Annotated in this window: 12 protein-coding genes and 1 pseudogene; 6 read left to right on the plus strand and 7 right to left on the minus strand. The window is 72.7% G+C overall.

Going from position 1 to position 12,817, the window contains the following annotated elements:
• Positions 1-146: 146 nt before the first annotated feature.
• On the minus strand, positions 147-1,739 hold the full coding sequence (locus ACFXG1_RS13605; protein ID WP_384707781.1) for an MFS transporter: 1,593 nt from the start codon (positions 1,737-1,739) through the stop codon (positions 147-149).
• Between the two features lie 196 nt (positions 1,740-1,935).
• Between ACFXG1_RS13605 and ACFXG1_RS13610 the strand changes: the two genes are divergently transcribed.
• Complete coding sequence (locus ACFXG1_RS13610) at positions 1,936-2,712, plus strand: TetR/AcrR family transcriptional regulator C-terminal domain-containing protein (protein ID WP_384707784.1); 777 nt, start codon at positions 1,936-1,938, stop codon at positions 2,710-2,712.
• A gap of 116 nt (positions 2,713-2,828) precedes the next feature.
• Here ACFXG1_RS13610 and ACFXG1_RS13615 read toward each other — a convergent pair whose 3' ends face one another.
• Positions 2,829-3,443 carry a rhodanese-like domain-containing protein gene (locus ACFXG1_RS13615; RefSeq protein ID WP_384707787.1) on the minus strand — a complete coding sequence of 205 codons (615 nt, stop codon included), beginning with the start codon at positions 3,441-3,443 and terminating at the stop codon, positions 2,829-2,831.
• 92 nt (positions 3,444-3,535) lie between these two features.
• Between ACFXG1_RS13615 and ACFXG1_RS13620 the strand changes: the two genes are divergently transcribed.
• Positions 3,536-3,880, plus strand: a complete 345-nt coding sequence (locus ACFXG1_RS13620) for a metal-sensitive transcriptional regulator (protein WP_384707790.1) — start codon at positions 3,536-3,538, stop codon at positions 3,878-3,880.
• Positions 3,881-3,926: 46 nt separating this feature from the next.
• Here ACFXG1_RS13620 and ACFXG1_RS13625 read toward each other — a convergent pair whose 3' ends face one another.
• From ACFXG1_RS13625 to ACFXG1_RS13635, 3 genes are all read right to left on the minus strand, one after another.
• Complete coding sequence (locus tag ACFXG1_RS13625; RefSeq protein WP_384742443.1) at positions 3,927-4,697, minus strand: sulfite exporter TauE/SafE family protein; 771 nt, start codon at positions 4,695-4,697, stop codon at positions 3,927-3,929.
• Complete coding sequence (locus ACFXG1_RS13630) at positions 4,694-6,187, minus strand: rhodanese-like domain-containing protein (RefSeq protein WP_384707796.1); 1,494 nt, start codon at positions 6,185-6,187, stop codon at positions 4,694-4,696. The genes ACFXG1_RS13625 and ACFXG1_RS13630 overlap by 4 nt, the downstream gene beginning before the upstream one ends.
• Before the next feature lie 168 nt (positions 6,188-6,355).
• Positions 6,356-7,291 (minus strand): class I SAM-dependent methyltransferase, encoded by a 936-nt coding sequence (locus ACFXG1_RS13635; protein WP_384707799.1) that lies wholly within the window; start codon positions 7,289-7,291, stop codon positions 6,356-6,358.
• A 133-nt stretch (positions 7,292-7,424) separates the two neighbouring features.
• Here ACFXG1_RS13635 and ACFXG1_RS13640 point away from each other — a divergent pair.
• The 4 genes and pseudogenes from ACFXG1_RS13640 to ACFXG1_RS13655 all read left to right on the plus strand — a co-directional run.
• A pseudogene (locus tag ACFXG1_RS13640) lies at positions 7,425-7,727 on the plus strand (helix-turn-helix domain-containing protein); the annotation flags it as partial.
• A 158-nt stretch (positions 7,728-7,885) separates the two neighbouring features.
• Positions 7,886-9,076: a DUF418 domain-containing protein gene (locus ACFXG1_RS13645; protein ID WP_384707853.1), complete on the plus strand. Its 1,191-nt coding sequence runs from the start codon at positions 7,886-7,888 to the stop codon at positions 9,074-9,076.
• A 185-nt stretch (positions 9,077-9,261) separates the two neighbouring features.
• Positions 9,262-9,951, plus strand: a complete 690-nt coding sequence (locus ACFXG1_RS13650; RefSeq protein ID WP_384707803.1) for a GntR family transcriptional regulator — start codon at positions 9,262-9,264, stop codon at positions 9,949-9,951.
• Between the two features lie 126 nt (positions 9,952-10,077).
• On the plus strand, positions 10,078-10,632 hold the full coding sequence (locus tag ACFXG1_RS13655) for a GNAT family N-acetyltransferase (RefSeq protein WP_384707806.1): 555 nt from the start codon (positions 10,078-10,080) through the stop codon (positions 10,630-10,632).
• Positions 10,633-10,665: 33 nt separating this feature from the next.
• On the opposite strand, the gene ACFXG1_RS13660 is transcribed toward ACFXG1_RS13655, so the two are convergent.
• Both ACFXG1_RS13660 and ACFXG1_RS13665 read right to left on the minus strand, forming a co-directional pair.
• Positions 10,666-11,214, minus strand: coding sequence for a GNAT family N-acetyltransferase (locus ACFXG1_RS13660; protein ID WP_384707809.1), 549 nt, complete (start codon positions 11,212-11,214; stop codon positions 10,666-10,668).
• On the minus strand, positions 11,199-12,473 hold the full coding sequence (locus ACFXG1_RS13665) for an XRE family transcriptional regulator (protein ID WP_384707812.1): 1,275 nt from the start codon (positions 12,471-12,473) through the stop codon (positions 11,199-11,201). The genes ACFXG1_RS13660 and ACFXG1_RS13665 overlap by 16 nt, the downstream gene beginning before the upstream one ends.
• Positions 12,474-12,817: the final 344 nt, after the last annotated feature.

Genomic DNA, 12,817 nt, shown 5'->3' on the forward strand with positions numbered 1-12,817 from the left:
CCGTGCGGGGGGGGGGCGCGCGGCTGGGGGGTGCGGGGGTGGGGGGTGGGGGGGTGGTGTGGGTTTCTGGTTGGGGGGTGGGGGTGTCGGGGGGGGGGGCCGGTGGGGGTCCGCCCCCCCCGGCCCCGTCGTATCCCGACCGGTCGTCAGTGGGCGATCGTCGCGGGCGCCTTCCCGGTCTCCGCGTCCGGCCCGGTCCCGGTGCCGGCCCCGGTGTTCTTCTTGTCCCGGCCCTGGAGGAGGAGCGCCGCCAGGACCGCGGCGACGGCGACCCCGATTCCGCCGGCGACGAAGCTGTTGGCCATCGCCTGGGTGAAGGCGTCCCGGGCGGCGTCCGCCAGTGCCGGGATCTTCAGCGCGGCGGCGACCGACTCCTTCGCCGCCTCCGGCGCCGTACCGGGCAGTTCGGCGGTGTAGGTGCCGGAGAGCACCGCGCCGAGGATCGCGACGCCGAGGGCGGCGCCCGCCTGCTGGATGGTGTCGTTGAGGGCCGAGCCGACCCCCGCGTGCTCCTCGGGCACCGCGCCCATCATGGCGGCGATCGCGGCGGGCATCGCCAGGCCGCCGCCGGCGCCCATCAGCAGCATGGCGGTGGTGATGAGGCCCCAGCCGTCGCCCTCGGAGAGGGTGGCGAGGGTGCCGAACCCGGCGGCGATGACCAGGAGTCCGACGACGGCCATCACCCGGTTGCCGGTCTTCGGGAGCAGGGCGGCGCCGATGGTGTTGAAGGCGATCACGGCGACGGCCATCGGGGCGAAGGCGAGACCGGTCTCGGTGGCGGTGTAGCCGAGGACGAACTGGAGGTACTGGGTCAGGACCAGCATCAGCCCGCCGTTGGCGAAGGTCAGCAGGACGAGCGAGAAGCTGGCGCCGGTGAAGACCTTGTCGCGGAAGAGCTCGACCGGGACCATCGGCGAGTCCGTACGCGTCTCCCAGACGGCGAAGGCGACGAGGGAGACGACGGCGACGATGCCGGCGGTCAGGGTGACCGGGTCGCTCAGGCCCTTCTTGGGCGCCTCGATGATGGTCCAGACGAGGGCGGTCATCCCGGTCATCGACAGCACCATGCCCGGGAAGTCGGGCTTGCGCCACGGGCCCTTGGACTCCGGCATCAGGACCAGGGCGGCACCGATGGCGAGGGCGGCGATCGGCACATTGATCAGGAAGACCGCGCCCCACCAGAAGTCGGCGATCAGCGCGCCGCCGAGGACCGGGCCGCCGACCAGGCCGACCATCGCGACGGCGGACCAGGCGGCGATGGCCTTCGGGCGCTCGTCCTCGTCGAAGACGGTGATCAGGATGGAGAGCGTGCTCGGCATGACCAGCGCGCCGCCGATGCCCATCAGCACCCGGGCGCCGATCAGGGTCTCCGGGCTGCCCGCGTAGGTCGCGACCAGGGACGCGATTCCGAAGAGCACCAGTCCCAGGATCATCACCCGCCTGCGGCCGAAGCGGTCGGAGAGGCTGCCCGCGGTCAGCAGCAGTCCGGCGAAGACGAGGATGTACGACTCGATGATCCACTGGACGTCGGTGGCGCTCGCCCCGAGGTCGTCGGTGATCGCGGGGACCGCGACCGTCAGGACCATGTTGTCGATGACCAGGACGAGGGTGCTCAGGCAGAGCACCACGAGGATCAGCCAGCGGCGCGGGTGACGCTCCGCCGCCGCCGCTCCCGCCCCCGTGTCGTCCCGGTGGTTCCGGTGGTTCCCCTGGTGCCGGTCTGCCCGCTCCTGCTTCATGGCTTCCCCTCCGAGTTGTCGTACGGCGATGTCCGAGCGTTTCGCCGCACGGCGTGCGCTCTGACGAACACTGTACGGAGACCGAACAGTGTTCGCAAGGGCGTACGGCGTTCGTAAGCTGCGTTAGGGTGGACGGGACGGAGAGGCACCGGGCCCGGTACGGGACGGCGCGCGGGACGCGAGAGGAGCCTTCGACATGGCGGTCGACGAGCAGACCAGGACGGCGGGGGCGGTCGACCCGACGGCGGACGAGGGCTTCCCCTCCGTCTGGACGCGGCCCCGGCGCCGCAAGCGGGAACAGCCGGCGCTCAGCCGGGAGCAGATCGTGGCCGAGGCACTCGCCCTGCTGGACAGCGACGGTGTCGACGCCCTGAGCATGCGGAAGCTGGGCGCCCGGCTGAAGGCCGGTGCCACCTCCATGTACTCGCACGTGGCGAACAAGGAGGAGCTGATCGAGCTGGTCGTGGACGAGGTCTACGGCGAGATCGAGGTCCCCGAAGCCACCGGACCCGACGACTGGCGGCGGGCCCTGGAGGAGTTCGCGCACAGCTTCCGCGCGACGATCCTGCGCCACCCCTGGATGGCGTCGGTCCTGGGCGAGGTCGGGATGGCCTATCTGGGGCCGAACATGATGCGGCTCTCCGACCGGGGGCTCGGCATCTTCGAGGCCGGGGGCTGCGACGACCCGGAGACCGCGGACACGCTGATGACCACGGTGATCGCCTTCGTCATCGGCACGGCGCTGACCGAGGCCGCGTATCTGACGTCGCTGAACCGGAGCGGCAGGACCGAGCAGGAGTGGCTGGAGAGCGTCTGGCCCGCGGCGGTGGCGGCGGCGGAGCCGTACCCGCGGCTGCGGAAGCGGTACGCGCAGCTGGGCGCCACGGACGCCGCCAACACCCGGGGGTCGTCGTTCGACCAGGGTCTCGCCTGCGTTCTGGACGGGGTGGAGACGCGGCTGCGGGCGGTGTGACGGGGGATCGGGTGGGAGAGGGGTGCGCCCCCGCCGGGGGTGAATTCAAGGGGTGGGGGCACCCCGAGGGGTGGGGGCACCCCTATCCCGCACCCCTCTCCCGTACGCCTCCGCCGTCACGCTCCGCGCAGCCGCTCCAGCGCCGCTTCGAGGTCGGGGCGGGCGGGCCGGTTGTGGGGCAGCTTCGCCAGGACGGCCGCCATTCCGCAGGTGTCGGTGAGGGCCGAGAACACCAGCCCGCCCGAGATGCCGGCCGCCAGCAGCAGCCACGCCGGATGCAGAAAGAACCCGAGGGCGACACCGGTCAGGACCAGCACACCCGCCACGAGCCTGACCTGGCGTTCCATCGCCCAGCCGCGCCTCGGGACCGCGCATCCGGCTCCGGTGCCGGTCTCCGGCCCGGTGGCCCCCGGGTACTCCAGCGGGTAGCCGCGCGCCGCCCACGCCGACGTACCGCCGCTCAGGCTCGCCGCCCGCACACCCCGCCCGGCCAGCAGGGCACGGGCCTTCGCCGACCGCGCGCCCGACGCGCAGACCAGCAGGACCTCCCCGCGCCCGGCCGCCCCGGCTATCTCGGGCACCGCGCGGCGCACCCGGTCGAGGGGGACGTTGACGGCCCCGGGGACATGGCCGGACGCGTACTCGCCGGGCGTACGGACGTCGACGACGGTGAGGGCGTCCAGCCGGGCGCGGGCGCGATCGGCGTCGAGGTCGTGATCGTGGTCGTTCATCGGTGATGCCTCCTTGGAGGAAGGAAGGGGGTAAATTACCCCCAGGGGTATGTACGGGGTTCTGTGTACGGGACCGGGAAGGAGTGGATGTCGTGGAACTCGATCTCGCGGCCGCCGAGCTGAAAGCCGTGCTGAACCGGCTGCGCCGCGCGCAGGGTCAGATCTCCGGGGTGATCCGGATGATCGAGGAGGGCCGGGACTGCGAGGAGGTCGTGACCCAGCTCGCCGCCGCGTCCCGCGCCCTCGACCGGGCCGGTTTCGCGATCATCGCGACCGGGCTCCAGCAGTGTCTGACCGACATCGGCCCCGAGGACGGGGACAGGGACGGAGACGGTACGGAGGCGGGCGCCGACGGGACCGCGCCCCGGCGCCGCCGGATCGAGGACCCGGAGAAGATGCGGGCCCGGCTGGAGAAGCTCTTCCTGTCACTGGCCTGACCACGCGGTTCGCGGTCACGGCGCGTACGGACGCGGGCGGCACAGGTCACACCACCCCCGTCGCGTCCGTCGCCATCGCCACGGCCACCGCGATCAGCACCCAGGCGAGGATCCGCCGCAGGGTCTCGGCGGGGATCCGGTCGGCGAGCCGCTTGCCGTCCCACGCGCCGAGTACGGCGGCGGCGGCGAACGGCGCGATCAGCCCCCACTCCAGCCCCTGGGCGGCACCGGAGCGGGTCGCGAGCGCGGCGATCGCGTTGACGGCGACGACCAGCAGGCCCGTACCGACGGCGATACGCGTCCCCAGGCCGAGGGTCCTGATCAGGGCCGGTACGACGAGGAACCCGCCGCCCACCCCGAGGACCCCCGTCAGCGCGCCGACCCCGGCTCCGGCCCGTACGGCGGCGCCCTTCCCGGGAGCCCGCTCCACCGTGTCGGCCGCCGCCTGGTCGGGTTCCGGTTCCCCGGTCGCGGCCCTCAGCATGCCGATCGCGACGACGACCGCGATCACCGCGAAGGCGCCGGTCAGTACGGCGTCCGGCAGCCGGGCCGCCACCAGGCCGCCGAGGGCAGCGGGCACCAGCCCGGCAGCCGCGAAGAGGGCTCCGGTACGCCACCGGACCCGCCCCTCACGGGCGTGCGCGTACAGCGCCGTGACCGAGGTGAGGGCCACCACGACCAGGCTCGCGGTGGTCGCCGTGACCGGGCTGAAGCCGAGGAGGTAGATGAGGGCGGGGACGGCGAGCACACTGCCGCCCCCGCCGAGCGCCCCCAGGGCGATCCCGACCACGGCACCCGCGACCAGGGCGAGTATCACGACGCGGTACGCGCGGCCGGGCCCGCATCGTCCGTGCCGCCGGTGCCGCCCGCGTCATCCCTGTCGCCCGCGTCGCCCGCTTCGTCCGTGACCACGCGGAGCCCCGCCGCCTCCGCCGCCGTAAAGGCGTCGTCGACGGCGACGACCTCGCGGCCCGCCGCGTCCAGCAGGGACGCCGCGATCGCGGCCCGGAAGCCGCCCGCGCAGTGCGCCCAGACCGTACCCGGGGGTATCTCGGCCAGCCGGGACCGCAGTTCGTGCAGCGGTACGGAGAGCGCGCCCTCGATCCGGCCCTGCCCGGCCCGCTCCGAGGCCCGGCGGACGTCCACGATCACCACGGGATCACTGCCACCGTCATTGCGGCCGCCGCGTACCGCCGCCGCCAGGTCCGCGAAGGTGCCGCGCCGGAAGGACCGGGCGGACTCGCCGTCGCGCAGCCACCGCTCCACCCCGCCGGGCACCCCCGCCGCCGGGCGGTCGATCCCGACCCGCACCAGCTCGCGGCGCGCCTCGGCGAGCTGCTCGGGCGACGCCGCGAGCAGGGTGACGGGCCGGCCCCAGGGGACGAGCCAGGCGAGCTGGCCGGCCAGTTGGCCGCCCGACTCGATATTGACCGTCCCGGCGACATGGCCCGCCGCGAAGGCGACCCGGCCGCGCAGATCGATCACCCACTCCCCTTCCGCCAGCCGCGCCGCGATCTCGTCGGCGTCCGCGACGGCGGCCGGGGTGGTGAGATCGACGGGCGCGGGGCCACGGGCGTTGAGCGGTCCCATATGGGCGTAGTACGCGGGAATGTCGTCGAGGGACGCGAGGAGTTCGGCGACGAAGGTGTCGGCGTCCTTGAGCAGCGCCTCGTTGCCGCGCCGCTCCGCGCCGACGGTGCTGCCGCCGCCGACCGCGCCCGGTACGCCCGCCCCGGCGGGGCCCGCCGAGCAGAGGCTGCCGAAGCCGTGGGTCGGCAGTACGGCCGTCGTGTCGGGAAGCCCGTCGACCAGCCGGTGGGCGGACGCGTGCTGGGCGCGGGCGAGGCCCTCGGTGAGCCGGGGTTCGACCAGGTCGGGGCGGCCGACCGTACCGATCAGCAGCGATCCGCCGGTGAACGCGGCCACGGCACCGCCCGCCTCCTCCAGGACGTAGGCGGTGTGGTGCGGGGTGTGCCCGGGGGTGGCGACGGCGCGCAGAACGAGATCCGTGTCGATGTCCGTACGGTCGCCGTCGGCGACGGGGACACGGCTGTACGACACCCGGGCCCCGGCCGGGACGAGATACGCGGCGCCGGTCAGCCGGGCGAGTTCGAGGCCGCCGGTGACGTAGTCGTTGTGGACGTGCGTCTCGGCGACGGCCGTGATCCGCACCCCGCGCAGGGCCGCGGCCTCCAGGACCCGGTCGATGTCCCGGGGCGGGTCGACGACGACGGCGGTACGGGCTCCGCCCGCGAGATAGCCGCGGTTGCCGAGTCCGGGCACCTCCAGGGTGTCGATGAAGAACACTGCGGTGATCCTTTCGCGCTGGTGTACCCCCCGGGGTATACGGCGACCGTACCAAATTACCCCCGGGGGTATACAAGCGGGTGGGAAGGACCACATCTCCGGTGTCGGTGGCGCGCTACGGAACGGCGCGGGGAGCCACGGGATCCTTACGAGACTCGGCCCGGCCCGTCAGCCGGTTTCCGGCCGTACCCCCGTGACCAGGTGGGACACGAACTCCACCTGGGCCGAGCCGTCGCCCGTCGTCCACGGCGCGAGCAGGGCCCGGACCCGGGCGATACCGGGGCGGACCTTGTCCGGATCGGTGGCCAGGAAGGCGCTGCCCCAGGGGGTCGCGGACAGGAAGCCGGGGACGAAGTCCGAGAGCGCGGGCAGGGCGACCTCGGCGACGACCTCCCGTACGGCCACATCGGTCAGGCCCGCCGCGGTCAGCAGCCCGGACAGTTCGTCCGCGCCGCAGCCGAACGCGGTGTCGTACCAGCCGGTCAGCTCGGTCCCGGTGCTGTACTCCGCGATCGCCTGCCGGGTCGCGGCGAAGAAGGGCGAGCGGCCCGACGGCAGCCAGGCGGTGAGGGCGACCCGGCCGCCGGGCCGGGTGACCCGTACCGCCTCGGCGACGCCGGCGGCCCGGTCCGGGAAGAACTGCACGCCCTGCTGGCAGACGACGGCGTCGAAGGTGGCGTTGGCGTACGGCAGATCACCCGCCGCCGCCTCCTGCCACTCGACGACGATGCCGTCGGCGACGGCGCGCTCGGCGGCGACCAGGAGCATCCCCGGCACCGGATCGACCCCGACGACCCGGCTCCCGGTCCCCGCCAGCCGCGCGGCGGCGTTCCGGGCCACGAAACCCGTACCGCAGGCGAGGTCGAGGAGGGCCGTGCCGGGCGGGAGCGGGACGGTGTCGAGGAGGGCGGCGACGAAGGGGGCCATAATCGGGGCGCCGTACCGCTCGTACTGCTCGGGGGCGCGGTCGGTGAGCCGGAAATCGCTCCTCGGACCGCTCGACGCCGCCGCGTCCGCGCCGGTGCCCGCGCCAGGAGGTCCCTCGCCCGGCCCCGGGGTCGCGCCCGAGCCCGGGACAGGCCCTTGATCGCCTGTTCCGCCCATACTCCGACCATAGATTCGGCGGACCGGGGCCGCACCTCGGTCCCCGTACGACACCCGGGGCCGCACCTCGGTCGCCGTACGGCACCCGGGGCCGTCGCGAGGCCCTCGCACCGTCGGCTGCGACACTCGTCCCATGAGCAGCGACGCCCGTGCCCACACCCTCGGCGACTTCCTCAAGGCGCGCCGCGCCGAGGTGCACCCGCGGACCGTCGGACTGCCCGGCACCGGGACGAAGCGCCGGGTCACGGGCCTGCGCCGGGAAGAAGTCGCCCTGCTCGCCTCGATCAGCCCCGACCACTACACCCGGCTCGAACAGGGGCGGCGCCCCGCGTCCGGGCCCGTACTGGAAGTCCTCGCGCGGGTGCTGCGTCTCAGCGACCAGGAGCGCGCGTACATGTTCGAGTTGGCGGCGGGGGAAGCGGACCTGCCCCGCCGATGACGGGCCGCGGGGCCCCTGGATCCCCGGCGTCCCGGGCCTCTCGACCCGGCGGAGGACGCTCCGTACACCCCCCGGTACACACTTCGGTGTAGCCGTCTTTCGTCTCTGGTCACGAGGATCCGGCGCCGAACCGCCGGGACGATGAAGACGTGACCATCCAGACCAAGACCCAGATCCCGGCCCCGGCCGCGGCGACCCGTTCCGGTTCCCCGGCCCGGCTCCCCCTCCTCGACGTCCTGCGCGGCGCGGCGATCCTCGGCACCTTGATGACCAATGTCTGGGTGTTCACATCGCCGGGCGCGGAGTGGGGCGTCCTCACCGGCGCGACGGGCTCGCCCTCGTTCGACTCCGTACCGCAAGCGGTCGAAGCCGTCTTCCGGCTGCTGGCCAACGGCAAGTTCCTGGCCCTGCTGACGATCCTGTTCGGAGTGGGCCTCGCCATCCAGTACGCCTCCGCCGAACGGCGCGGGCAGCCGTGGCCCGGCGCCTACCCGAAGCGCGCCGCCTTCCTCTTCTTCGAGGGCACCGTCCACTTCGTCCTGATCTTCGCCTGGGACGTGCTGATGGGGTACGCGGTGACGGCCCTGCTCGTCGCCTGGCTGCTGACGCGCTCCCGCAAGGCGCGGAACGGGGTGATGTGGTGGCTCGGCGGCGTCCATGTGACCCTGATGCTCCTGTTCACCGCGGTACTCGCGGCGGCGGACGGCGGCGGGGCGGAGGCCGCGGTCGACGACGGTGTACGGGAGTTGTACGCGTCCGGCGGCTACGGAGAGCAGATCCTCTTCCGGCTGGAGAACGCGCTCGCCCTCCGGATGGAGCCGATCCTCACCTTCCCGCTCCTCGTCTTCCTCTTCCTCCTCGGCGTCCGGCTGTTCCGCGCGGGAGCCTTCGGCGACGACGCGACCGGCCGCCGGATCCGGACCCGCCTGCTGACCTGGGGCCTCGGCCTCGGTCTCCCGCTCAGCGTCGCCGCGTCCGTCGTCGGCCCCGAACTGGTCCTGCTGGACCGGTACGTCGGCGGCCCGCTCACGGCCCTCGGCTACATCGGCCTCATCGGCGTGATCGTCGACCGGATCGCCCGCCCCGGCGTCCTGATGACCGGGCTGACATCCGTGGGCCGTACCGCGTTGTCCGGCTACGTCCTCCAGAACGTGCTGTGCGTATTCGCCGCGTACGGCATCGGACTGGGCCTCGCCACATCCCTCGACGGCGACTGGCACCCCTGGTGGGTACTCGCCCTGTGGGCCGTGGTCTGCGCGATCCTGATGATCGGCTCAACACTGTGGCTGCGCCGCTTCGACCAGGGCCCGCTTGAGGCCGTGCAGCGGTGGGCGCTGCGGCGGTAGACCTCCCGGTGACCGGCGCGAAGCCGGGTCCCTGGTCCCGTGCCCGACCGGCGCGTGGGAGCACGGGCCCGGCTTCCGGGCGGAGTGGCGGTGACACGGGGACACCGGCCGGGCGATCCTGGACGGGCACGACCCGTCCGACGCGAAATCCGACCCGGAATCCGACGCGAAAGGGGACGTGTCCCATGGAGCCGCTCGCCTACCGCACCGCCGTCGACGACCTGCGCCGCCGGATCGCCGACGGCGAGTACGCGCCCGGGGACGTCCTGCCCGCGGAGTCCGGGCAGGTCCTGGCCGCCCTGGCCGCCGACGGCCTGGTGGTCCCCGCCCCCGGCGGCGGCTTCACCCTGGCACCGGTACCGCTGGCCCGCCCGGCCGGTGGCCGACGCGCGGGCACGAACCGCCACTCCGGCGGCCGGCGTTACCGCATCCTGGGCACCCCCGAGACCCGGCTCCCGCCCACCCGCGTCGCCGACGCCCTCGGCCTCCCGGCCAGGACGACGGCCCTGTGCCGGGGCCGCCTGCTGCTGGACGGGAACGGCACCCCGCTGACGTATGTCACCGCCTGGTTCCCGCCCGATGTCACCGCGCGATGCCCGCGCCTGACGGTCGCGGTACCGATCCCCGAGGGGACGACTCACTACATCCGCCGGGAGACGGGCCGCACCCCGGCCCGCGGCACGGACACCACCACGGTCCGCCTGGCGACGGAGGCCGAAGCGGACCGTCTGCTCCTGGAACGCCCGGCGGCCGTGGCGGTGGTGCTGCACACGGCGTACGACAGGGAGCAGCGGCCGCTGGTGTGCGAGGAGGGCGTGACACCGGCGGCGCACTGGGGGTCGACGGAGAACTATGTGATGGACGCGGGCGGCTGATCGGGCTCTCACCTCGCGGCGGTGGGATGTGTTCGGTGACGAGTGCGTGCGCCCGGTCGACGGCGGCGTCCGGTGCGCGTCGCCATGGTCTGTCCTCGATCGCGACGCGAATCTAGCCTGGCCGGTATGGCGATCTACCGGCTGGCTCTGACCGACCACGACGGCACGGAGGCAGCCGGGCTGCTGGACGAACTGTGCGATGTCTACGCGGATGCGTACGGAGTGGCGCCGGGTGGGAAGAAGACGGTCGCGTTCCGGGAACGGGCGGAGAAGCAGTTCACCCGACCGGGTTTCGCGCTGGTCACCGCGCGGGCGAACGGCGAGCTGGTGGGCTTCGTGTTCGGGTACCCACTGCCGCTCGGCGACACGTACTGGTGGGACGGGGTACGGCCGGAGCCCGCCGGGGAGTTTCTGACCGAGACCGGAACCCGGACCTGGGTGCTGGCGGAGATCGAGGTACGCCGGTCGTGGCAGAGCCATGGGGTCGGACGCGCCTTGCACGATGCCGTGCTCGCGTCTCGCCCCGAGAACCGGGCGACCCTGGCGACGGGCCCGGACGCCCCGGTGCGGTCGGTGTACGAGGGCTGGGGATGGGGGTGGGTCGGACGCGTTCCCGGGGCGGACGACGACTACTACGGCGCCTACGACCTGTTCGTGCTGGGGTTGCCGGTCAGCCGGTAGAGCCGCGAAGACGGCGCACCACGCGAAATGCGCTCACGCCCGCTGGAGGGGCAGTTCGGCGAGCATCACCGCGAATTGCGGCGAGTCGGGGAAGGGGCGCCGTTCGCCGACCTTGCGGAAGCCCCAGGACTCGTACAGGGCCTGGACCCGAGGGTGCTCGACGTCGACGAGGAGGACCGCCAAGTCTTCGGAACGCGCGTCGAGGAGGGTGCGGGACAACAGCTCAGCCGCCCCCCGCCTGCGCCATTTCACCCGAACAGCCAGTTCCGAGTAGGAGAAGGTCCGATTCGGCTCCGGGGCCCGGTCGAGGTGTTCACGCCACCACTCACGGTCCCGCACCGCCGGGGCGCCGTAGGCGAAACCTATGGCGTCGTCGCCGTCGTACGCGATGACGCAGGCGAAGTCCTGATGGCCGCCCCAGTGGTCCACGAACCACGGAAAGCGCTGCTGGAACTCGTCCTCCTCGATCGTGTCCTGATAGGCGTCGGTGAAAATGTCGATAAGCGTCGGACGGATCCCGGGCAGGTCGTCATGGGTGAAGTGGCGCAGTTCCAGTCCGGTGGCGCTCACGGGCGGCTCCATTCGGACCGGTAGCGGTCGCCCCATTCACGGGCGGACCCCGCGTCGGGGGCGAGAGTGAGCAGATCGCGGTAGTAGTCGCCGATGAGGGACCGGAGACGGCCGGGCAGCGGATGGTCCGCCATCACCTTGAAAGCCGTGGAGGCCGTCGCACACGCCAGTTCGGCATCTCCTTGGTGGAGTTGCGCCTTGGCAAGGCTTACGTACTCCATGGCCCGGTTTCTGCGGAACCGTTCCGGGGTGTTGGCGAGAGACCGATGTGAGGCCGCCTCGGCCTCCGCCCAGTCACCGAGTTGATTTCGCACGATACCGACCAGACCGGCCAGTTCGCCGACACCGTAGAAGTCCGTCCAGGCGGCACGAGGAGCGTCGGGATCCGACTTGTCCAGGGCCTCCCAGGCATGGCCGAGGGACCGCAGGGCCGCCTGCCGTTCTCCCAGATAGGACTGGCCGACGGCGGTACGGGCGTGGGCGAGGGACGCGAACAAGGGGTCGCGCCGGGTCACGGCGGTGGCTTGCGCGGCATGAGCCGCATCCACCGCCTCCGCGTACTCGCCCCGTTGACGCGCGAGCATCGCGTACAGATTCCAGACCTTGAACTCGGATATGGGGTCCCTGGACATCCCGGCCAGGCGGACGGCCTTGCCGAGAAGGTCGTGTGCCCTGTTGGGCCGGTGAGCGTCGATGGCGTTCCAGCCGGCCGACGCGGTGAAGTCGGCGGCCACGGAGAAGAGCCGCTGACGGATCCGCTGGGACGCGGCCAACTTCTGCTTGTCCAGCGCGTCGACCACGCCCGCCAGCGCCGCCTTCTCCACAGCGGCGTGACCGCCCCGGCTCTGGTCCAGCGCCACCAGTCCGTCGAGCCGTTCGCGCAGTCGGATGACATCCGATGTGCCCACTGCCGAAGGGGCGCCGGTGAAACCGGTGAGGGGAACCGCGACGGCGGCGGTCGTCCCGGTGGTCGCGGTGAGGAAGTTTCGGCGCTTCACGGGTTGCTCCCGGGGTGTGGTGGGGTGTCCCGTCCTTGCCGGGGGCCGGAATCCCAACTCCTCGGCAGTACAGGAAAATACTGCCTCCAAGGCCTCGCGCTGCCGAGGGTGCGGCCACTTGGTCTTTCCCGTGAGCCAGTTGCGCACCGTGCGATCTCCTACGGTGCCCTCATGGCCGACGGCATACAGATAGTCGTTCAGCACATCGGCCAAGGCAGTCTGGGTGAAGCCGCGCTCGCGCAAGGCGATGGCGAGGCTCTCGTTCCCCTCCATATACCCACCGTAGCCACCGGGCACCCCTGAGTAGGGCGGGCCGGGGAAATTTCCGGTCCCGTGAGGACGGCGCCCCGGCGGAATTTCCTCCGGCGGCCGACCATCGGCCGTTTGACCGGACGAGGGCGATGGACAGCGGGAAGGGTGTGCGGAGTCAGGCGTTCTCGGTCAGGAGCTCGACCAGCAGGACGCGGACACGCTGCTCGATCTCGTCCCTGATGGGCCGGACGACTTCGAGGCCCTGCCCGGCGGGAAGACGGGGCAGTCGTCACCGCAGCCCATGGTGATGCAGACGGGACGAGGACCCAGAAGCCGCTTGGCCCCGCCTCCTTGATGCGATCGGC

This window comes from Streptomyces sp. NPDC059248 (assembly GCF_042753905.1).
Classification (GTDB): Bacteria; Actinomycetota; Actinomycetes; order Streptomycetales; family Streptomycetaceae; genus Streptomyces.